The sequence below is a fragment of the Jatrophihabitans fulvus genome (assembly GCF_054781375.1).
On record NZ_BAAGUN010000001.1, the window covers coordinates 133,722 to 147,627 of the forward strand.

At 70.6% G+C, this 13,906-nt stretch carries 12 protein-coding genes; 3 read left to right on the forward strand and 9 right to left on the reverse strand.

The features are described from left to right. Nucleotides 1-72 precede the first annotated feature (72 nt). Nucleotides 73-1,905, forward strand: a complete 1,833-nt coding sequence (locus ACYVP9_RS00660; protein WP_460602756.1) for a phosphoenolpyruvate carboxykinase (GTP) — start codon at nt 73-75, stop codon at nt 1,903-1,905. A 42-nt stretch (nt 1,906-1,947) separates the two neighbouring features. Here the strand turns inward: ACYVP9_RS00660 and ACYVP9_RS00665 are convergent, their stop codons facing one another. Genes ACYVP9_RS00665 through ACYVP9_RS00685 form a run of 5 tightly spaced genes read right to left on the reverse strand, consistent with a single transcriptional unit; the run spans nt 1,948 to nt 4,560 of the window. Beyond that, nucleotides 1,948-2,511, reverse strand: a complete 564-nt coding sequence (locus ACYVP9_RS00665; protein ID WP_460602757.1) for a hypothetical protein — start codon at nt 2,509-2,511, stop codon at nt 1,948-1,950. Nucleotides 2,512-2,552: 41 nt separating this feature from the next. Next, nucleotides 2,553-3,089, reverse strand: coding sequence for a carboxymuconolactone decarboxylase family protein (locus ACYVP9_RS00670; protein ID WP_460602758.1), 537 nt, complete (start codon nt 3,087-3,089; stop codon nt 2,553-2,555). Continuing rightward, nucleotides 3,086-3,940 carry a Rossmann-fold NAD(P)-binding domain-containing protein gene (locus tag ACYVP9_RS00675; protein ID WP_460602759.1) on the reverse strand — a complete coding sequence of 285 codons (855 nt, stop codon included), beginning with the start codon at nt 3,938-3,940 and terminating at the stop codon, nt 3,086-3,088. Before ACYVP9_RS00675 ends, ACYVP9_RS00670 begins: the two co-directional genes overlap by 4 nt. Further along, nucleotides 3,941-4,111, reverse strand: coding sequence for a DUF5302 domain-containing protein (locus ACYVP9_RS00680; RefSeq protein ID WP_460602760.1), 171 nt, complete (start codon nt 4,109-4,111; stop codon nt 3,941-3,943). 41 nt (nt 4,112-4,152) lie between these two features. After that, nucleotides 4,153-4,560, reverse strand: a complete 408-nt coding sequence (locus ACYVP9_RS00685; protein ID WP_460602761.1) for a nitroreductase family deazaflavin-dependent oxidoreductase — start codon at nt 4,558-4,560, stop codon at nt 4,153-4,155. Between the two features lie 104 nt (nt 4,561-4,664). Here ACYVP9_RS00685 and ACYVP9_RS00690 point away from each other — a divergent pair, with 104 nt between their 5' ends. After that, nucleotides 4,665-5,645, forward strand: a complete 981-nt coding sequence (locus ACYVP9_RS00690) for a pirin family protein (RefSeq protein ID WP_460602762.1) — start codon at nt 4,665-4,667, stop codon at nt 5,643-5,645. Beyond that, nucleotides 5,642-7,306, forward strand: coding sequence for an acetolactate synthase large subunit (locus ACYVP9_RS00695; protein WP_460602763.1), 1,665 nt, complete (start codon nt 5,642-5,644; stop codon nt 7,304-7,306). The genes ACYVP9_RS00690 and ACYVP9_RS00695 overlap by 4 nt, the downstream gene beginning before the upstream one ends. 112 nt (nt 7,307-7,418) lie before the next feature. Here the strand turns inward: ACYVP9_RS00695 and ACYVP9_RS00700 are convergent, their stop codons facing one another. The 4 genes from ACYVP9_RS00700 to ACYVP9_RS00715 are packed head-to-tail and all read right to left on the reverse strand — an operon-like array spanning nt 7,419 to nt 13,897. After that, the gene (locus ACYVP9_RS00700) at nt 7,419-9,179 is read right to left on the reverse strand and encodes a glycoside hydrolase family 3 protein (RefSeq protein ID WP_460602764.1); all 1,761 of its coding nucleotides are present in this window, start codon (nt 9,177-9,179) and stop codon (nt 7,419-7,421) included. A 28-nt stretch (nt 9,180-9,207) separates the two neighbouring features. Continuing rightward, nucleotides 9,208-11,007: a serine hydrolase domain-containing protein gene (locus ACYVP9_RS00705; protein ID WP_460602765.1), complete on the reverse strand. Its 1,800-nt coding sequence runs from the start codon at nt 11,005-11,007 to the stop codon at nt 9,208-9,210. Then, a complete protein-coding gene (locus ACYVP9_RS00710; RefSeq protein ID WP_460602766.1) occupies nt 11,004-12,347 on the reverse strand; it encodes an exo-beta-N-acetylmuramidase NamZ family protein in 1,344 nt (447 codons plus the stop codon). The genes ACYVP9_RS00705 and ACYVP9_RS00710 overlap by 4 nt, the downstream gene beginning before the upstream one ends. Then, on the reverse strand, nt 12,344-13,897 hold the full coding sequence (locus ACYVP9_RS00715; protein ID WP_460602767.1) for a sodium:solute symporter: 1,554 nt from the start codon (nt 13,895-13,897) through the stop codon (nt 12,344-12,346). Before ACYVP9_RS00715 ends, ACYVP9_RS00710 begins: the two co-directional genes overlap by 4 nt. Nucleotides 13,898-13,906: the final 9 nt, after the last annotated feature.

Genomic DNA, 13,906 nt, shown 5'->3' on the forward strand with positions numbered 1-13,906 from the left:
CCGGGACAGTAGGTGCACACATCGGCCCCGGTCGGGGCCGTTCGCCGACCCCAGACAGGAGCTCGTCCGCCCATGGTCGACATCGACGTCGAGTTGGATCGCGCCGGACTCACCAACCCGCAGGCCCGTGAGTACGTGAAGCACTGGGCGGAGGTGACCAGGCCGGATCGCATCGAGGTCGTGGGCGCCGCGGACGACGAGCGTCTGATCGCGGAGGCGCTGGACGCCGGGGAGCTGCTGCCGGTCGGCGAGGGCCGGTACTACTCGCGCAGTTACTACAAGGACACCGCCCGGGCCGAGGAGCGCACCATCGTCGCGACCGCGGACGAGGGCGACAAGGGTGTCTACAACAACTGGCGGCCGTCGTCGGAGATGAAGCCGAAGCTGATCGAGCTCATGACGGGCGCGTCGGCGGGCAAGACGATGTACGTCATCCCCTACCTGATGGCGCCGAAGGGCTCGCCGCTGGAGAGGTTCGCCGCGGGCATCGAGCTCACCGACAACCGCAACGTCGTGCTGCAGATGATCCGCATGGCACGCGTGGGCGTCGAGTACGTCAACGACCTGGGTGGTTCGTTCGTGCACGCGGTGCACGTGACCGGTGACCTCGAGAACCTCGGCCAGGGCACGCCCGACGACCAGCGCTACTTCGTCACCGTCGCCGACGAGCGGACGATCCTGCACTTCGGCTCGTCCTACGGCGGCAACGCGCTGCTGGGCAAGATCGCGCACGGGCTGCGCCAGGGCTCCTACGACGGCTGGAAGAACGGCTTCCTCGTCGAGCAGTTCATGCTGCTGGGCATCGTCGACAAGCAGACCGGCACGAAGTACCACGTCTGCGGTGGCTTCCCGAGCGCGTCCGGCAAGACGAACCTCGCCATGACGCTCGCTCCCGACGCCCTGGGCGATCGGTACCACGTCGAGTTCTACGGCGACGACATCGCGTGGCTGTGGGTGGGCGACGACGGCAAGCTCTACGGCATGAACCCCGAGAACGGCGTCTTCGGGGTCGCGAAGGACACCAACGAGAAGACCAACCCGACCGCGATCGACTCGATCGTGCCGGGCACGGGCGCGATCTTCACCAACGTCGCCTACAACGAGAAGACGCAGGACGTCTGGTGGGAGGGCAAGGGCCCGAAGCCGACCGACCTCGACGGCTGGTTCGACTGGAAGGGCGAGCGCATCGCCGACCGGTCACCCGACGACGCCGAGGCGCCGTGGGCCCACCCGAACAGCCGGTTCACCACGACGCTGGCGAACGTGCCGAACGTGGCCGAGGACTTCGAGGACCCCAAGGGCGTCGAGATCCACGGCATCATCTTCGGCGGCCGCACGCGCGACCGTGAGCCGCTGGTGCGCGCGATCGAGGACGTCGCCGAGGGCGTGTACGACGGGCTGACGCTGGGCGCCGAGGCGACCGCCGCCGCGGACGGGCTCGAGGGCGTGCTGCGCTACGACCCGATGTCGATGCGTCCGTTCATGTCCTACGGCGAGGGCGACTACGCGGCGCACTGGCTCGAGGTCATCGGCCGCGCGACGACGAAGCCGATCTTCGCCCACGTCAACTGGTTCCAGCGGTCGTCCGAGGACGGGCACTTCCTGTGGCCCGGCTACCGCGAGAACCTGCGGCCGCTGGTGTGGCTGATGCAGTACCGCAACGGCGAGGTCAAGGGCGTGCAGACGCCGGTGGGTGTCATCCCGGCCCGTGACGAGCTGCTGCTCGACGGCCTCGACGAGCGGGCGCTCGCCGACCTCGACTCGATCCTGACCATCGACGTGGCCCGGTGGCAGCAGGAGATGGCGCACCGCCAGGAGCACCTCGAGGCCTTCCGGGACCTGCCGGAGGAGATCTGGGACGCGCACCGCCGCGTCGCCAAGGGGTTGGACGACGCCGCGGGCTGACCCGCAGAACGCTGTGACGAGGGCTGAGCCGGACGAACCGGCTCAGCCCTCGTCGCGTTCGGCGGCCGCGCGACGCTTGCGGGCGCCGGGCAGGCGGTCGGCGAGCTCCGACAGCGGGACGACGACCTCGCCGAGCGTGTCGATGGCGTCGGTGAGCTCGGGGATCTTCGACGACAGCTCCTCGAGCCGCGGCATGAGCTGCTCCAGCTGCGGCAGCAGTTGTTCCAGCTTCGGTCCCAGCGCCACGAGCTGGTCCAGGGTGCCGCCGTGGGCGACGAGCTTGTCGACGAAGCCGCCGTCCTCGAGCAACCGGTCGGTGAGCCCACCCGGCTCGAGAACCCGCTCGAGCAGGCCGCCCCTGGCGGTGACCCGGTCGAGCGCGCCGCCGGGCTCGATGAGCCGTTCCAGCGGACCGCCCGGCTCGGTGAGCATGTCGAGCGGGCCGCCGCGCGCCAGCAGGCGGTCGAGCGGGCCGTTGTCGGCGAACAGCTTGCCGAGCATGCCGGACGGCGACAGCAGCTTGCTCAGCGCCAGCGTCACCTCGGTGCCCGCGGACGCGACGCGGCCGGGCAGGTTGAGCAGGTCGCTGGGGGTGCGCTTGGGCATGCGGGCATCATCCCGTGCCGGTGCCGGCCGCGCCCGGCGGGTCAGCGGCGCGGCGGCTCGGGCGTGATGCGCAGCGCGGCGATGGCGGCGGCGAGCATGTCGTAGTGCCCTGCGAGCAGCACCAGTTCGAGCGCCTCGCGCTCGTCCAGGTGCTCGCGGACGGCGGCCCAGGTCGGGTCGGTGACGTCACGGGTGGTGACGAGCTCGTCGACGAGGGCGAGGATCGCGCGACGGCGCGGATCCCACCCGTCCGCTTCGTCGGTGGTGACGCGCGAGAGGTCGTCGTCGGTGAGGCCGGCGCGGCGTCCGATGCGTTCGTGCTGCCGCCACTCGTAGTCCGAGCCGCGCAGGTGTGCGACGCGCAGGATCACCAGCTCGCTGTCGGCGCGGGGGAGCCGTCCGCCCGGCATGAGCCGCCCGGCGAAGTGCAGCCAGCCGCGGAAGAGCGGACGATGGCGTCCGAGCACCCGGAAGAGGTCCATCGGTTCGGTGCCCGCGAGCCGTCCGCCACCGCGGCTGAGCACCCACGCGATCGGCCCGATCTCGCCGAGGCGACCGGGGCGCACCCGCGGCGTCACGGCAGCCTCCGGGCCGCGCGGGACGCCAGCCGGTTGCCGGCGTGCATGAGCAGGCCGTAGGCGCGCGGGCTGTGTCGCTGCAGCGCGAACAACCAGCGGATGTCGGGCGAGGTGAACACCAGCGGGCGACGGGCGTACATGCCGTCGACGATGCGATCGGCGGCGAGCTCGGGCGAGACGGCGCGGCGACGGAATGTCGCGCGTAACCGCGCGAACTCGGGCGTGGAGGTGTCGACGCCCGCGACCTGCAGCGTGTCGGTGAGCGGGGTGTCGACGCCGCCGGGGCAGGCGAGCGTCACCGCGATGCCGTGGCGCGCGAGATCGAAGCGCAGCACCTCGCTGACGCCGCGCAGGCCGAACTTGCTCGCGCTGTACGCGGCGTGCCAGGGCAGACCGATGAGGCCGGCAGCGGACGACACGTTGACCAGATGCCGTTTCTGCCCGCGCTGTCGGTGCCCGGTCATCGACGGGACGAACGTCTCGATGACGTGGATCGGCCCCATGAGGTTCACGTCGACGACCCGGTGCCACTGCTCGTGGCTCATCGCGTCGACGGTGCCCCAGATGGCGATGCCCGCCACGTTGAGCACGGCATCGACCGCCGGGGTGCTCGCGTGGACGGTCGCGGCGAGCCGGCGGACGGCGTCGATGTCGGTGACGTCGGCAGCCTGCGCCGTCACGACGGTCGCCCCGCCGGCGCGCAGCGACGACGCGGTGCGGGCGACGGCGTCGTCCGACAGGTCGGTGACGTGCAACAGCGCGCCGTCACGTCCCAGCCGTTCGGCCACCGCCCGGCCGATGCCGCTCGCGGCCCCCGTGACGAGCGCGTGCCGCCCCGAGAATCCCGCCACTCAGCCGCTCTTGCGGCGGTGCACCCGCTTGCCGCCCGCAGCGCCGTGGGCGTCGTGCACCTTGGCGTCGGCCTGCGAGGCCTCCTCGTGCGGGTGCTTCTTGCCCTTCTTGCGCTCGAGTGCCTCGCGGAACGCATCCTTGGTCTGCTCGGTGGCGCCCTCATCCGACATGCGTCCACCCTGGCATGCCGGTCAACCTGGGATCGGTGCGCTCAGCCGACCCGGTCGAGCACCACGATGGGGATCTCGCGATCGGTCTTCTTCGCGTAGTCCTCGTAGTCGGGCCATACCTCGACCATGTGCTGCCACATCTTCGGCCGCTCCTCGGCGTTCGCGACGCGCGCGTCCGCGGTGAACTTGTCGGCCTTGATCTGGACCACCACGGTGGGGTCCTTCTCGATGTTCTTGAACCAGTCGGGGGCCTCGGGCGCGCCGCCCTTGGACGCCACGATCAGGTACGCGTCGCCCCACTCGCGGTAGATGAGCGGATGGGTGTAGTCCTTGCCCGACTTCCGTCCGGTGGTGTGGAGAAGCAGGATCGTCGTCCCCTTCTCCCAGTGGTAGCCCTCCTCGCCGTCGGTCGCCTCGTACCGCTCCACGTGCTCCTTGCCGAACAGCATCGGTCGTGTCACTCCTTCGCGTGTGGGTCCGCGGAATAGCCTGCCCGCTACGCTGGTTGCCGAAGCAGTTGCGCATGCAACGACATCGACGAAAGGACACGACGATGGCTGCGATCACTGCCGACACCCTGGCCCTGCCGCGCGTGAAGAGCGCGGGACTGGGCGACAGCGAGCGTCCGGTGCTGGCCGTCTCGACCGGCCCGACGGGCTACGAGGGCGAGGGGTTCCCGGTGCGGCGCACGATGGCCGGCATCAACCAGCGCTACCTCGACCCGTTCATCATGATGGACCACATGGGCGAGGTCGACTACGCCGCCGGCGAGCCCAGGGGCACCAACTGGCACCCGCACCGCGGCTTCGAGACCGTCACGTACCTGATCGACGGACAGTTCGTGCACCAGGACACCCACGGCGGCGGCGGGGTCATCAGCGAGGGCTCCACGCAGTGGATGACCGCCGGCTCCGGGCTGCTGCACATCGAGACCCCGCCGGAGAAGCTCGTCGAGGACGGCGGGCTGTTCAACGGCTTCCAGCTGTGGGTGAACCTGCCGGCCGCCGAGAAGTTCACGCAGCCGGCGTACCAGCCCGTCGAGGCGTCCGACCTGCTGCTGCTGGCCAGTGCGGACGGCGGTGCGCTGCTGCGCGTCATCGCCGGTGAGGTCGACGGTCACGTCGGACCGGGCTCGACGCACACGCCCATCACGCTGCTGCACGCCTCGATCACCGCCGGCGCGCAGCTCTCGCTGCCGTGGCAGGCGAGCTACAACGCGCTCGCCTACGTCTACGCGGGCTCCGGCACCGCCGGCACGCAGGGCCACGAGATCCACGCCGGCCAGCTCGCGGTGTTCGGCAAGGGCGACCGCATCACCCTCGCCGCCGACGCGACGCAGGACAGCCGGACGTCGTCGATGGAGGTCATCCTGCTCGGCGGCGAGCCGATCGGGGAGCCGGTCGTGCAGTACGGACCGTTCGTCATGAACACCCGCGAGGAGCTGCAGGCGGCGATGGACGACTATCGCGCAGGTCGCCTCGGCGTCATCCCGCCGAACGCGATCATGCCGCACGTGCCACGATCGGCCAGGTGACCGATCCTTCGCGCCGCACGGCGGCCGACCTGCTCGTCGAGTGCCTCGAGAACGAGGGCGTGACCCACGTCTTCGGCATCCCGGGTGAGGAGAACATCCGATTCGTCGAGGCGCTGTCGCGCTCGACGATCGAGTACGTCCTCACCCGGCACGAGCAGGGCGCGGCCTTCATGGCCGAGACGTACGGACGATTGACCGACAAGGCCGGCGTCTGCTCGGCGACGCTCGGGCCGGGGGCGATCAACCTCCTGCTCGGCGTCGCCGACGCGACGACGAACTCGACCCCGGTCGTCGCGCTCAGCGCGCAGGTGGGCAACCACCGCAGCTACAAGGAGTCGCACCAGGGCGTCGACCTGGTGTCGATGTTCGCCCCGGTCACGAAGTGGTCCGAGCTGGTCATCACGCCCGGCGCGGTGCCCGAGATGGTGCGCAAGGCGTTCAAGCTCGCGCAGACCGAACGTCCGGGTGCGGTGTACCTCGCGGTGCCCGAGGACGTCGAGGAGGCGCCGGTCGACACGGACGCGGTCGCGCTGCACGTGAACGTCCCGCGGCCGGAGGAACCGTCCCCCGAACAGGTCGCCCGCGCCGCCGCGGTGCTGAAGGAGGCGCGCAATCCCGTGGTGCTCGCCGGCCACGGCGCGGCCCGCTCGGACGCGTCCGCCGCACTGACCCGGTTCGCCGAGCGGCTGCGGGTGCCGGTGGCGACGACGTTCCACGGCAAGGGCGTCTTCGACGACGACCACGAGCTCGCGCTCGGCGCCGTCGGTTTCATGCGCCACGACTACGCCAACTTCGGGTTCGACTCCGCGGACGTGATCGTGGCCGTCGGCTACGAACTGCAGGAGTTCGACCCCGTCCGCATCAACCCCCGCGGCGACAAGAAGATCATTCACGTGCACCGCTTCGCGGCCGAGGTCGACGCCCACTACGACGTCGCCGTCGGGCTCGTGTCGGACATCGGCCGCAGCCTCGACGCGCTCGCCGACGCGGTGGGCGAGGTCGAGTACGCGCCGTCCGGGGGAGAGCGCATCCGCGAGCTGCTGCGCGCCGAACTCGCGAACGGCGCCGCCGACGACCGCTTCCCGCTCGCGCCCGCCCGCATCGTGGCCGACACCCGCGCCGCGCTGGACCGTGACGACATCGCGCTCGTCGACACCGGCGCGCTGAAGATGTGGATGGCGCGGCTCTACCCGACGTACGAGCCGAACACCTGCCTGATCTCCAACGGCCTGTCGACGATGGCCTGGACGGTGCCCGGCGCGATCGGGGCGAAGATCGCGCGTCCGCAGTCGAAGGTGCTCGTCGCGACCGGCGACGGCGCGTTCCTCATGAACTCGCAGGAGATCGAGACGGCGCTGCGCACGCACGTGCCGATGGTGATCCTGATCTGGGTCGACGACGCCTACGGCCTCATCAGCTGGAAGATGGACCTCGAGATCGGCAAGAACGTCGACACCGCCTTCGGCAACCCCGACTTCGTCGCCTACGCCGAGAGCTTCGGCGCGAAGGGGTACCGGATCGGCGCCGCCGGCGAGTTGCTGCCGACGCTGCGGCAGGCCCTCGCCGACGACACCGTCTCCGTCATCGCGTGCCCGGTCGACTACACCGCGAACCTGGACCTCATCTCGTCCCTGGGCGAGCTGGACGAGACCCTGAGCTGACCCCGGCCGGCTGGTCGCTTCGTGAGTTGACTGGCGACCTCTGTGGCTGACTGGCGGGTTGAAGTCGGCCAGTCAGCGTCCGAGGTCGCCAGTCAACCGGGGACGGTGCCAGTCAGTAGCGCAGGCGGTAGCCGAGCGCGGCGACGACGGATTTCCCGTCCGGGGTGCGGATGGTGATCGGCGAGCGTCCGGACGGGTTCGCGCCGAAGATGGCATCGGCGGCCGCCTGCAGCGACGGGGCCTGGTAGCCGAACGAGGCGAGGAACGTCGGCGTGTTCGGCGTGTAGCCGAGCTCGTACGGCGCGCCGGTGGCGAGCACGATGGTCGGCGTGCCGGTCGCCTCGACCGCTGCGGCCAGCTTGCGCTGCTGCGGGTCGTTCCAGGCGTCGTTGCTGATCACGACGGCGTAGTCGTTCTGCTTCGCTGCCGCGACCGCCTTGTCGATCGTCGCGTCGGACGGCGCGCTGCCGGTGTACACGTTGGTCGCCTGCACGCCCTTGGCCGCGATGTCGGCAGTGAGGGTGGCACCGGTCGAGACGCCGTACCCGGTCACCAGCACCTTCTTGCCCGAGTTGGGCGCGAGCGGCAGGGTGCGGTCGGCGTTGCGGTACAGCGTGACGCCGTGGGCGGCGGCCGCCTTCATGGTGGCGAGCTGACCGACGGTGCCGACGCGGGCGGCGGCGCGGGTCTCGTCGACCTCGTGCGAGTCGAACAGGCCGAGCTTCTGCTTCGCGGTGAGCACGCGACGCACCGACTGGTCGATGCGCGCTCGCGAGATGTCGCCGGAACGGACGGCGTCGAGGATCGCGTTGTAGGCGCTGTCGAACTGCGGCGGCATGAGCAGCTGGTCGACGCCGGCCTTGATCGCGAGCACGACGCGCTGCGGCACGGTGTAGTCCTGCAGGGCCTGCGCGTCGAGCGCGTCGGTGACGACGAGACCGTTGTAGTGCAGCTGCTTGCGCAGGATGCCGGTGACCATCGGCTTCGACAGGCTGGCGGGCTTGCCGCTCGGGTCGAGGGCGGGGGCCACGATGTGCGCGGCCATGATCTGGTCGGTGCCCGCTGCGATGGCCGCCTTGAACGGCGGCACGTCGTACTTCTCGAAGTCGGCGCGGCTCTGGTTGCTGACCGCCACGCCGTCGTCGGTGTTGACCGACGTGCTGCCGAGGCCGGGGAAGTGCTTGGCGACGGCGGCGACGTGGCTGTCCTGCAGGCCCTTGACCGCCGCGGCGCCGTGGGTCGCGACCAGCTGCGGGTCGTCGCTGAACGCGCGCGACCCGTCCGCCGCGTTGTTCGGGTTGGTGTTCGTGTCCACGACCGGTGCGTCGTCGACGTTGATGCCGAGGGCGTTCAGCTGCTTCGCCGTCGCCCGGTAGGTGTCGTAGGTGCGCTGCGTGTCCCGTCCCGCGCCGAGCACCATGTTGCCGGGCGCGACGGCCAGCGGGGCGCCGATGCGCACGACCCGTCCGCCCTCCTGGTCGATGGTCGTCAGCAGCGGCACCTTCGCCCCGGACGTGACCGCCGCGTGCTGCAACCCGTTCGACAGGGTCGCGATGGTGCGCGGGTCGGTGAGGGTGTTGGCCCAGGTGAAGTAGATGACGCCGCCGAGGTGGTACTTGCGCACCAGCTGCGCGCCGTTGTCGACGCCGTAGAGCGTCTGGTTCTGTTTCACCGCCGCGGGGTCGGTGGTGTCGGCGGTCGTCCCGTACGCGTACGTGACGAACAGCTGACCGATCTTCTCCTTCAGCGTCATCGACTTCATGAGTTGCGTGACGCGGTCGGGCGCGGCGGCTGCGGGGGTGGTCGTGGCCGCGAGCGCACCCGCTGCCATCGCGCACACGGCCACCGCCGCCCTGATCCTTCTGCTGCTCATGCTTCCTCCGAACTATCGGTGGTGCCGGTCAGTGGGACGTCGGGACGAACCCGGTGGTGCTCACCCGCGCGAGGTCGGCGCGGCGGGCGGTGTCGAACGCAACGCCGCTGCCGGTGGGTCCGCCGGACAGCACGCGGATGCCGTCCAGCCGCACACCGAGGCCGTGGTAGCGGGTGTCGGTCGTGTACACCCAGCGCAGCTGCGTGGTGCCCGCGGCGAGCACGGCGTCGGCGCGCCACCAGCGGTGGCGGCCGTAGCCGGAGATCGCGCCGCCGGTGGCGGGCAGGTCACCGCTCCTGGTGCGCAGCGCGAACGGGACGGGTGTCCATGTCGTGCCGTCGGCCGACTGCTCGAGCGTGAGGACGTCGGCGTCGGGCTCGGTGTCGTACCAGAGGTCGAACGCGAGCCGGTCGCCGTCGCTCGCGGCGGCGGGGAGCGGCACCTGCAGCGTCGATGTCGTGGCATCGGCCATGCCGGCGTACCAGTCGGTGGCGCCCTGCGCCGGCTCGACCGGGATCGCGGCGGCGAGGTCGTCGGCGACCGCCGCCCGCACGGGGTTGATCGAGCCCCAGTCGCGGCTCGGGTGCACCCGGTTGGTCAGCAGGATGGCGAACGAGTTCGTCGTCGGGTCGACGACGAAGGTCGTGCCGGTGAAGCCGGTGTGCCCGATCGTGTACGGCGTCGCGAGCGCACCCATGTACCAGGGCTGGTACAGCTCGAACCCGACGCCGTGGTCGTCGCCCGGGAAGGCCTGGTTGAGGTTGGTCATCAGCGCCTGCACCGCCCCGCGGGACAGGATGCGGTGCCCTGCGTGGGTGCCGCCGTTGAGCAGCGTCTGCGCGAGCGTCGCGAGGTCGTCGGCGTCGGAGAACACACCGGCGTGGCCGGCGACGCCGTCGAGCGCCCACGCGTTCTCGTCGTGCACCTGGCCGCGCACGATGCCCGGGCCGGTGCCCCGGTCGGGCACGGTCTGGTACTCCTCGGCGGCGATGCGCGGCAGCAACCGGGCCGGTGGGTTGTACATCGTGCTGGTCATGCGCAGCGGACGGGTGATGCCGTCGCGCACGAGCACGTCGAGCCGCTTGCCGGTGACGGCCTGCTCCACCAGCTGCATCGACATCATGTTGAGGTCGCTGTACGTGTAGGTCGTGCCCGGCGCGGCCACCGGTTTCTCCGCGAGGATCGCCGGCACGCGCTCGTCCTTCGGCAGCTGCCACAGCGCGGGCACCGGGTCGGGCTTGAGGCCTGAGGTGTGCGTCAGCAGCTCGCGGATCGTGATGCGCTGCTTGCCGTTCTGCCCGTACGTCGGCAGGTAACGCGTGACCCGGGCGTCGAGGTCGAGGCGTCCGTCGTCGACGAGTTGCATCGCGACGATCGCGGTGAACAGCTTCGACAGCGACGCGAGGTCGTAGATGGTGTTCGTGCGCGTGCGCACCCGCTGGTCGGGGGGCAGCAGGTCGGTGGCGTTCGCGTACAGCGACGCGTAACCGTGCGCCGACTCGTGCACCACGACCCCGTCGTGGGCGGCCAGGGCGACCCCGCCGGGGAACAGCGGGTGGTGACCGGTGCCCTGCGGCTTCATGCCGGCCTCGACGTCCGCTCCGATGCGGTCGACGGACGCGGGCAGCAAGCCGGCGCTGCGTGGGGTGCCGTGGCGCAACGTGCGCACCGGGTGCCCGAGCATCGCGCCGAGGGCGGACGACGGCGCGGGCACGACCTGCGTCGGCGAGTTCTGCTCTCGGTCGGGCGGCGCCGGCATCGCGGTGGCAGCTGCGGTGCCGACGAAGGTCAGGCCGGCGGCCAGGGTCGCGACAGCACGTCGCATCATCGGGCTCCCTCGGTGTAGATCAGGTATTTGCGCCGCTGCGCGCGAAAGCTGTCGACGTCGGGCTGCATGCCGCGGACGATGTCGTGTGCACTGCGCCCCGCGTCGATGCCGGTGCGGACGGCCGAGTCGCCCGACAGCTTGTCGATCCAGAACGGGTGCGCGCCGCCGTCGTTGCGCCAGGCGAAGTCGCCGCCGTACAGGTCGTGGACGGTCTTGAGCATGGTCACGCCCGTCCGCACGGCGTCGAAGGCGGACGGGTCGGTGACGTAGGTCTGCACGCCCCGGCACACCTCGCCGGCGTAGGCGGCGGACGTCGGCGCGAAGGCGGCCTCGCGGAACTCCGCACCCGGCAGCCTCGCCGCCCGCAGCGCCGCGACCCACTTCTCGTCGACGTAGGGCGCTCCGATCAGCTCGAAGGGCTGGGTGGTGCCGCGTCCCTGCGAGAGGTTGGTGCCCTCGAAGAAGCAGGTGCCCACGTAGACCAGCGCCGACGTGATCGTCGGGATGTTCGGCGACGGGGCGACCCAGCGCAGGCCGCCCATGTCACCGGGACGGTCGCGCCGCCAGCCGTCCATCGCGACGACCTGCAGGTCGAGCCGGTTGCCGGCCCGCGCGGGCAGGTACTCGGCGGCGAGGAGCCGCGCGAACTCGCCGATCGTCAGGCCGGTCTGCTGCACGGTCGGCTCGCGGCCGATCAACGTCTCGAGTGCGGGATCGAGGCGGTGCCCCGCGACGCGGTTGCCGCCCTGCGGGTTCGGCCGGTCGAGCACGACCACGCGACGACCGCTCGCCGCGCAGGCGGTCATGACGTCGTAGAGCGTCCAGGCGTAGGTGTAGAACCGCACGCCGAGGTCCTGGATGTCGAACACGACCGTGTCGACGCCGGCCTGCTCGAGCACCGGCACCATCTGCTGCCACGACAGGTTGTAGAGGTCGTAGACGGTGAGCCCGGTGCGCGGATCGACGGACTTCCCCTCGGACGAGCCCGCCTGCGCGGTGCCGCGGAACCCGTGCTCGGGGCCGAACGCGGCGCGCAGGTCGACCTTCGGCGACGCGTGCATCACGTCGACGATCGAGTCGAGGCCGTCGGTGACGCCGGTGGGGTTGGTGAGCACGCCGACCCGGCGCCCGCGCAGGATGCGGTAGTCGTCGTCGATCAGCCGCATCAGGCCGGTGCGCACCCGCATCGGCCGATCCGCCGGAGGGCGCGGCCGCGGGGATGTCGACGCGACGGGGGACGTCGACGCGACGGCGGAGGTCGACGACCCGACGCACGCGGACGTCGCGGCCGCCGCGACCCCGAGGACGCCCGCGCCGAGCACCTGGCGGCGCGTCGTCACGACAGCACCTTCTCCCGCTCGGGCGCGGTCGGTGTGGGCGTCCGCGGCCGGACGAGCGAGATCAGCCCGCCGACGACGAGGGTGATGATGACGCCGGCCGGCACGAACCACGGGAACGCGAGCGACTTGGCGACCGTCGGGTCGGCCTCGTCGCTCCACCAGAGGATGTCGCCGCCCGTGGTGACCTTGACGCGCAGCACGATCCACGCCATCACCGCGACGGTGACGACGAGTGCGACGGCCGCGGCCACCTGGTCGGCCCGCTTGATCAGCAGTCCGAGGATGAACGCGCCGAGCATCGCGCCGTAGGTGTAACCGGTGATCGACAGGCCGATGACGATCACCTGGTTCTTCGTGTCGTCGAACAACGACGCGAACACGACCATGACGGCCGTCCACGCGAGCGTCGCGTAGCGGGCGATCGTCAGCATCTGCTGCGGCGAGGGTTTGTGCCCGACCCAGGCGTTGATGATGTCGGCGACCGTCGAGTTGGACAGCGAGTTCAACGCCGACGACAGCGATCCCATCGTGGCCGCGAGGATGCCGGCGATGAGCAGTCCGGACAGGCCCACGGGCAGGCCGTTGAGCACGAAGTCGGGGAACACGGTGTCGGACGAGACGCCCTCCGGCAGCGGCTTCATGTCCTTGTAGACCCAGAGCAGCGCGCCGACGAGGGAGAACAGCGCGAACTGGACGGTGACCGCGATGCCCGAACCGATCATGGCCTTGCGCCCGTCGGACAGGTTCTTGGTGGCGAGCACGCGCTGCGCGATGAGCTGGTCCGAGCCGTGCGAGGCCATGCCGAAGATGGCGCCGCCGACGACGGCGGTGACGAACGCGTACGGGTTCGTGACGATGTTGAAGAACGACCAGTCGTCGGTCTGGAAGATCTCGAACTTGCCGCCGTCGAGCGCGTCGCCGAGCGCGCCGAAACCGGTGTGGCCCAGGAGCACGACGATGCACACGATCGCGCCGCCGACGTAGAGCGTCATCTGGATGACGTCCGTCCAGATGACGGCCTTGATGCCGCCGACGTAGGTGTAGGCGACCGTGATCAGCGACAGCACGAGGATGATCACGAAGTAGTTGACCGAGACGCCGAGCTCCTCGAGCAGCAACTTGATCGGGATCGCGGATGCGAACAGGCGCACGCCCTCGGCCAGCAGCCGGGTGACGAGGAACGTCACCGAGGCCAGGCCCTGCACGTGCCGGCCGAAACGCTCGCCGAGGTACTGGTAGGCGCTGACGAAGCCGCCCTTGAAGTACAGCGGCAGCAGGACGAACGACACCAGCGTGCGGCCGATGATGTAACCGACAGCGAGCTCCACGTAGGAGAAGTTCGTCAGGTACGCCACGCCGGGGACGCTGATGACGGTGAGGGTGGATGTCTCGGTGGCGACGATGGAGCCCATCACCGACCACCACGGCATCGACTTCTCGCCGGTGAAGTAGTCCTCGGCCGACTTCTGGCGGCCGGACAGCTTGAGTCCGATCAGCGCGATGACGACCAGGTAGGCGATGATCACCGCGACGTTGATGGCGTCGTGCACGGCTTCTCC

Bases quoted from the DNA above. Each gene is read 5' to 3' on its own strand.
- ACYVP9_RS00705 (WP_460602765.1), bottom strand. From the start codon at position 11,007: ATGATGCGACGTGCTGTCGCGACCCTGGCCGCCGGCCTGACCTTCGTC.
- ACYVP9_RS00700 (WP_460602764.1), bottom strand. From the start codon at position 9,179: ATGAGCAGCAGAAGGATCAGGGCGGCGGTGGCCGTGTGCGCGATGGCA.
- ACYVP9_RS00680 (WP_460602760.1), bottom strand. From the start codon at position 4,111: ATGTCGGATGAGGGCGCCACCGAGCAGACCAAGGATGCGTTCCGCGAG.
- ACYVP9_RS00690 (WP_460602762.1), top strand. From the start codon at position 4,665: ATGGCTGCGATCACTGCCGACACCCTGGCCCTGCCGCGCGTGAAGAGC.
- ACYVP9_RS00660 (WP_460602756.1), top strand. From the start codon at position 73: ATGGTCGACATCGACGTCGAGTTGGATCGCGCCGGACTCACCAACCCG.
- ACYVP9_RS00685 (WP_460602761.1), bottom strand. From the start codon at position 4,560: ATGCTGTTCGGCAAGGAGCACGTGGAGCGGTACGAGGCGACCGACGGC.
- ACYVP9_RS00665 (WP_460602757.1), bottom strand. From the start codon at position 2,511: ATGCCCAAGCGCACCCCCAGCGACCTGCTCAACCTGCCCGGCCGCGTC.